The following is a 6,314-nucleotide window of genomic DNA, read 5'->3' on the forward strand; positions in this document are numbered from 1 at the left end:
CCTGTTCTCGGCCCAGGTGAATCCGTCAATCTTGTCTACGAGCCCGCCGATCACCCAGCTCATCGACTGCGGCGTGGAAGTTCTCCAGTACCCGTAAGGTATTCAGCAATTGTGGCGAGTTTGGTATTGGTATTCGAGCTCGAACGCACAAGCAGAATGAATGCTTGATTCCCAGTGATTCCGTACCGCTCCATCAAAATCCCCTTAGCCTGACCGATCGTGTCCCGGCTGGCAAGAGCATCATGCATCTGATCCATTTTTTTGCTCTCCGCAAAAGCCACCGACGCGTGAGCGGCAATCAAGAGTCCAATTTCCTCCGATTCGGCATTGAATGCGTTGGTGTGCCGGCTATAGAGGTTCATCGCCCCAAGGTTGTCCCCTTCCACGTAAAGCTGAAAAGCGAGCATACTCGCAGCACCGAGGTTCATCGCCCCCTCAGCAAAACGGGGCCAGCGGTCTTCGTGAGCCATATCCGGAACACTGACGGTGCGGTGTTCGAATACCGCATCAAGGCAAGGACCCTGACCGACCCGGGTCTGCAGAGCATCAACCTGTCGGGGGAGATCGCTCGACGGTGCGCGGGACTCTACGCCCCGTCGTCCCGTTATCAGACTGATCGAGGCATCATCGGTGCCCGGCACCAGGTCGATGGCTGCCTTGACCATATGCGCGAGGAGGGATTCCACATCGTCTTCGGCTTGCAGCACACGAGCGAACTCACTCATCTGCTCGGCCATGTCTTCGAAAGCGACACTGCTTGGGATAGCTCCAACGAGTCTGTTCGGTGCGGTACTGCTTTCCGCCATATCCCAGTATCCCGCGTTATGTGAATCCAGTCCACAGATCGTCCGAAGCCCCGTCAGCACCACGATTGGACATCAACTCGTGGAGAGACGCGTGGGCTACTTCTGCGCACTTTGCAGCGCTCGGGGCTACCGCCCTGGCGTATTTGCGTCTAAGCTGTCCCTTAGGTCCAGTAGCTGGCCGCAAGAAGATCAACTTGTGGAGCCATGCGTGGAACATAAATTGCGAGTCATTATCAAGCTGGATATCGATCATGCCAGCGCGACCGTTCAGATTACCGGTTGTCTGACGCCTCAAGGCTGTAAGGCGCTTCTCCCCCTAATCATCCGCGCTCAAGGCTTATCAGGAAGTCTCGCGGTTCAGATTGACCTCTCGCACGCACGGCACATCGACGCCGAAGCATTGCATTCGCTGGAGGCCTACTCGCTCACGGGGACCGTCGCGGCAGATCCCCAACTCCGGATCACGATGCCCGCTCATCTCCCTACCTGTCCCGCGCTGAAGCACAGCCTCGATGTTCTTTAGACGCAAGCAACCCAGAAGAAGCCTTCCCCTGGGTGCCAGAATGCCCAGGGGACCTCCACTTGCCAATTTCTCGACGAGTCCCGNGCCACGTTCGGGCGGAGCATGGGGGGTCTGCCCGGACGTGGCGTTACACAGAACAACGGAGTTCGATAACAGCACGGCAAAGACCCGATGGCGCCGTATCGGGATGTGAAGAAGCACTTCCGGGATCTGGTCCTACAACACCCGAACGTTGTGCCCCTCTTGGTCATCCGACCGCTATTCACCCCTCTGGGCTTGGGCCTCCCCGCGCGCTTCGCCCCATCGAACAGCTCCTGGCGCCATTCTGAAGGCCGGCTTCGACTTGCGTGGGGCTTTGCACGTATCCCGAGGGGGTCTTGAGAGCAGCCTCAGGAGAACGCTATAGCCTGAGTCGCTTGAGGCTGGGCCGCAGGTGGACAAGCAAACAGGTCAGGGCCTTGATCGCGCCCAAGAATTTCATTGGTGAGAGCACAGGAAATCAGGCCGGGTATCTTCGGGACCCTCGGGTCTATGGTTAAGTCAGGACGGAAATCTGAGAGCAAGCTGGAGGAGATAGGGCTGTTATCTATGGGCGACCCACCATGCCACGGTGCGCTGCGCCGGAGGAGTCATGCCTGAGCTATATCCGGCGCTGGGCTCGGATAGTGCCCAGCTATGCGCTCCCTATCTTGAGTTATTGCCCATCACGGGTGCGTCAATCTCCGTGTTCGGTGGATCTATGCACGAAACCTTACTTCATGCCAGCGATGCGGTAGCGGCCAGATTAGACGAACTGCAATTCGATCTTGGAGAAGGCCCTCGGTGGGAGGCTCTTCGTACCCGCCTTCCGGTGCTTCTACCTGATCTACGGTTCGGGGATCAGCATTTATGGCCGGTCTTTGGGAAGGCTGTCGCCGAGACGGGCGTTGCGGCGATGTTTGTTTTCCCGCTGACCATCGGGGCAATCAATGTTGGTGTGGTGGAACTGTATAGAACGTCACCTTGGACCCTGAGTCGTTCCGATCTAATCACTGCGTCATCGCTCGCAGAAAACACGTCATGGACGGTCTTGCGCCAGTTACTGAATGACAACGCTGTTGACCATAACGGATCCGTTCCAGGAAGTTCCCTAATATCTCGGCGGGAAATCCATCAAGCCACCGGTATGGTTCTCGCCCAGGCAGCCCTGTCCGCAGCCGATGCACTGCTGCTTCTACGCGCTCATGCGTTCGCCAACGGCAGCACGCTAGCGGAAATCGCTCGAACTGTGGTTGCCCGTGAACTGGATTTCTCCCCGCCCGACGAAAGGAACGATCAGCATGTGCTGGAGTAGAGTGGGCGCATCGTGACTACATCGCGTTCGGAACAGGTCAGCGCCGCGTTTGTGAAACTGGCAGAGACACTCGTCGCCGACTATCACGTCCTGGATCTTCTGCAAACCCTCGTTGAGGAGACAGTCAGCCTGCTCGATGCCGCTGCCGTTGGCCTATTGTTGGCCGATCCACACGGAGAGCTGCAGGTGGTCGCCTCTACCAATGAGGAAAGCAGGCTCGTGGAAATGCTTCAGCTTCAGGCCGGTGCCGGTCCATGCGTCGAATGTTTCAAAACAGGCGTGGCGATAACCATCGACAGCATCGATTCCATGGGCCCACGCTGGCCCGAATTCCAGGCCGCGGCACTCAGCCAGGGGTTTCACTCAATACACGCGGTCCCGCTACGGGTGCGTGACCGAACCATCGGCGCTATGGGATTGTTCGGCCGGGATGTCGGTGCCCTGACTGCGGAGGACTCAGCCATTGGCCAGGCGTTGGCAGACGTAGCGACCATCGGCTTACTCCACGAGCGCACCATCCGTGAAGGCACACTAATCAACGATCAACTACAACGTGCGCTAACCGGCCGGGTCCTCGTTGAACAGGCGAAGGGGGTGATCTCGCAAACCGAGAACGTTGACTTGGATGAGGCCTTCAACATGATCCGCCGATACTCGCGTTCACACCACCTTGGATTGCAAGACACGGCACGCAAAATCGTCAGTGGTTCTCTCACGCTTTAGGATCGCTGGATTGCTGGTCCCTACGGTCAAGTTCCTCAGTCAGCTCCTCCAGGCGCGTACTTGTTTCGGGGTCCGGCTCGGTATCGCGGACATATTCCATATCAAGTTGACGACCCGTTCTACTGTTGAGGACTTCTACCTGGAGAGTGTCTAAATCGGTTAAGTCCTCGGGGAACTGCTCCTCGGGTGCAAGCCGGCTCGGGGCCGAAGGCTCACTGCTGGCACCCACTCCTGCCAACGGGTCTGGCGCTGGTTCGGAAGCGGCACTGAGACCAGGCGATGCCGGGTAGGTGGCTTGCCAGTTTGAACCCGCAGACAGGTGGTCTGCTCTCGAGTCCGGCCCAACCTCCCTGGCGGACTGCGGGGGAGGCTCGATGACCGACCACGCAGGCTAATTACCGAGCCTTTTCACGGCCTCCGGATCGACAGACCGCGCCCCGCTGAGATCGATACTCATGCTGAGATCCGGTGCCAGATAGCTCGTGCTCACAACCATTCGGATCAGGGCATCACTATTAGTCTGCGTCAGTGATCCGCGGACGACCACGGTCGCAAAGTTCAGGTCGGTATTGACCTGGATGAGTGCGCTCAGCCCCAATTCCGGCGCTAGGTGTCTAACCTCTTGCCCGGCGGACAGCCCTTTAGAAATCGCCATGATCTAACCCAACACTAGTAGATGTCCACATAGTCCATGCAGGCGTGCCGGGGTCCGGGGCAACACCCCAACAGTAACGCGCGCGAAGGTGTCAGTCCACCGGTTTCTGCTATCCAGGGCTGACCAGCACTGTTGATAATAAACCCAGCTGGCCCAGGTCTTCGACCTTGCCTCGTGCAGCACAGTGAACGGGCGTGAGGCACTCAGCAACGCCGGCAAAGGTATCCCGGATTGAGCAATCGAGACGCCTCATGTGAACCCAGTACGAGCCGTCCGCAACACCTCTTGTGTTCATATCATAAGCATGCTTACATTGAGTACCGGCGGTGGTTCCCAGAGACGTTCACCGAACGTAGATTTCAGGGACCACGCCAGCACTTGAGATTACCCAACACAAGGTTCCATCCGTATTTCAGGTTTCGATGGCCCAGACCCTGCTACGGAATATGTTTCCGCATCCCAGCGCCGTTTCTGCCACACCTACCCACACTTCAGTCTCAGCCCATTTAGCCGCCATTCGATCCATCGATAGATGGCCGGTGCCCGGGGCAGCGAAGGATGTCGCGCGGACCGCCGGTAGCGAAGCTAGGAAGCACGCATCTCTCTCTAGGAGGAAGATCATGACCGCTCACAATCACCAGCTCGACAGCACCCGCGAGAAGACAACCATGCAGAAAGCCGCAATGGGCATGGGCGCCGTTTTTCTACTCGTCGGCATTCTCGGGTTCATTCCGGGGGTCACCAGCCAACACGATCAGATGGACATGGCAGGACCCGAATCTGAGGCGTTGTTGCTAGGCATTTTTCAGGTGTCGATCCTACACAACATCGTTCACCTTCTTTTCGGCGTCGCTGGCCTGGCCCTTGCCCGTAGCTACTCGAACGCCAAGAACTACCTCCTCATCGGAGGAGTTATTTACCTGGTGCTCTGGATTTACGGACTGGTCATTGATCAGGATTCCACCGCTAACTTCGTCCCACTGAATGATGCGGACAACTGGCTACATCTGTTCCTGGGCGTCGCGATGATTGCACTAGCGCTGATCCTTCGCCGGAAGCGGGACCACAACACAGGCAACCGCACCTAAAGAAAAAGCAACACCCTCCGACGGGGTCCTGCTCGCGGGCAGGACCCCGTCGGTTCCAGTACCGACCGTAGGGTCTCGTCCAGACAGGAACATCAATCATGAGCACTGAGGCCCCTACCCGTAGCGTGCGCGTTGCTAAGCCGAACGACGTCGTCGCCTCCTATGCGACGCTGCTGAAGCAGGTACGCAAAGAAGGTCTGCTGAACCGTCGCCGCCGCTTTTACGTTTCCGTCTTCGCTGCACTGGCGATAACCATGGGTGCCGCCTGGACCGGTTTCGCCCTGCTGGGCGACACCTGGTTCCAGTTATTGATCGCCGCCGTGCTCGGCGTCGTCTTCACGCAGATCGCATTCCTGGCCCACGAGGCCTCCCACCGGCAGATTTTCAAGACCCGCGGGGCCAACGACTGGTCCGGACGGATCCTGGCCGCCGGCGTCGTCGGCATCAGCTACCAGTGGTGGATGAATAAACACACCCGCCATCACAACGACCCCAACGTGGTGGGCAAAGACCCGGACATTGAGATCGATACCATCTCCTTCACCGAGGACGACGCAGCCAAAGCCACGGGACTCCACGCCTGGATCACCCGCCGCCAGGGCTACCTCTTCTTCCCGCTGCTGACCTTCGAAGGTTTGAACCTGCACGCCAAGTCGATCGGCACACTGTTCCGCCCCGGCGCTGTCCAAGGCCGCTGGATCGAACTGGCCCTCCTCGCGATCCGGTTCGGCGCCTACCTCGGCGTCCTGTTCTGGTTCCTGCCCCTCGGCATGGCGTTCGCCTTCATCGGCGTTCAAATGGCCGTGTTCGGCATCTACATGGGAGCCTCCTTCGCCCCCAACCACAAGGGCATGCCGATCATCCCCAAGAACAGCAAACTCGACTTCTTCCAGAAACAGGTCCTCACCTCACGCAACATTCGCGGCGGCAACTTCATCAACAACGCCTTCGGCGGCCTGAACTTCCAGATCGAACACCACCTGTTCCCCGACATGCCCCGCCCGCACCTCCGAGCAGCAGCACTGATCGTCCGCGAGCATTGCGAACGCCTCAAAGTCCCCTACACCGAGGTCGGCGTCGCAGCCTCCTACGGCGCCGTCGTGTCCTACCTCAACCGGGTAGGCCTCGCCGCACGCGACCCCTTCGACTGCCCCATGGTCAACAAATACCGGCACCAATAGCCCGA

The 6,314-nt window shown here is 58.7% G+C and carries 7 protein-coding genes; 5 read left to right on the plus strand and 2 right to left on the minus strand.

The annotated features are described in order from the left end of the window. Nucleotides 1-59: 59 nt before the first annotated feature. Complete coding sequence (locus B384_RS0106030; RefSeq protein ID WP_237715242.1) at nucleotides 60-725, minus strand: GAF and ANTAR domain-containing protein; 666 nt, start codon at nucleotides 723-725, stop codon at nucleotides 60-62. A 289-nt stretch (nucleotides 726-1,014) separates the two neighbouring features. On the opposite strand from B384_RS0106030, the gene B384_RS17920 reads away from it, so the two are divergent. From B384_RS17920 to B384_RS0106045, 3 genes are all read left to right on the plus strand, one after another. Further along, complete coding sequence (locus B384_RS17920) at nucleotides 1,015-1,329, plus strand: hypothetical protein (RefSeq protein WP_156808990.1); 315 nt, start codon at nucleotides 1,015-1,017, stop codon at nucleotides 1,327-1,329. A gap of 631 nt (nucleotides 1,330-1,960) precedes the next feature. After that, nucleotides 1,961-2,662 (plus strand): GAF domain-containing protein, encoded by a 702-nt coding sequence (locus tag B384_RS17925; RefSeq protein WP_050994858.1) that lies wholly within the window; start codon nucleotides 1,961-1,963, stop codon nucleotides 2,660-2,662. Between the two features lie 9 nt (nucleotides 2,663-2,671). Further along, nucleotides 2,672-3,385, plus strand: coding sequence for a GAF and ANTAR domain-containing protein (locus B384_RS0106045; protein WP_026041001.1), 714 nt, complete (start codon nucleotides 2,672-2,674; stop codon nucleotides 3,383-3,385). A gap of 391 nt (nucleotides 3,386-3,776) precedes the next feature. Here B384_RS0106045 and B384_RS0106055 read toward each other — a convergent pair whose 3' ends face one another. After that, nucleotides 3,777-4,040: a hypothetical protein gene (locus B384_RS0106055; RefSeq protein ID WP_019482244.1), complete on the minus strand. Its 264-nt coding sequence runs from the start codon at nucleotides 4,038-4,040 to the stop codon at nucleotides 3,777-3,779. Nucleotides 4,041-4,660: 620 nt separating this feature from the next. Between B384_RS0106055 and B384_RS0106060 the strand changes: the two genes are divergently transcribed. Both B384_RS0106060 and B384_RS0106065 read left to right on the plus strand, forming a co-directional pair. Beyond that, nucleotides 4,661-5,128, plus strand: a complete 468-nt coding sequence (locus tag B384_RS0106060) for a DUF4383 domain-containing protein (protein WP_019482245.1) — start codon at nucleotides 4,661-4,663, stop codon at nucleotides 5,126-5,128. 98 nt (nucleotides 5,129-5,226) lie between these two features. Then, nucleotides 5,227-6,309 carry a fatty acid desaturase family protein gene (locus B384_RS0106065; RefSeq protein WP_019482246.1) on the plus strand — a complete coding sequence of 361 codons (1,083 nt, stop codon included), beginning with the start codon at nucleotides 5,227-5,229 and terminating at the stop codon, nucleotides 6,307-6,309. Nucleotides 6,310-6,314: the final 5 nt, after the last annotated feature.

Source organism: Arthrobacter sp. TB 23 (assembly GCF_000294595.1).
Lineage (GTDB): Bacteria > Actinomycetota > Actinomycetes > Actinomycetales > Micrococcaceae > Arthrobacter_D.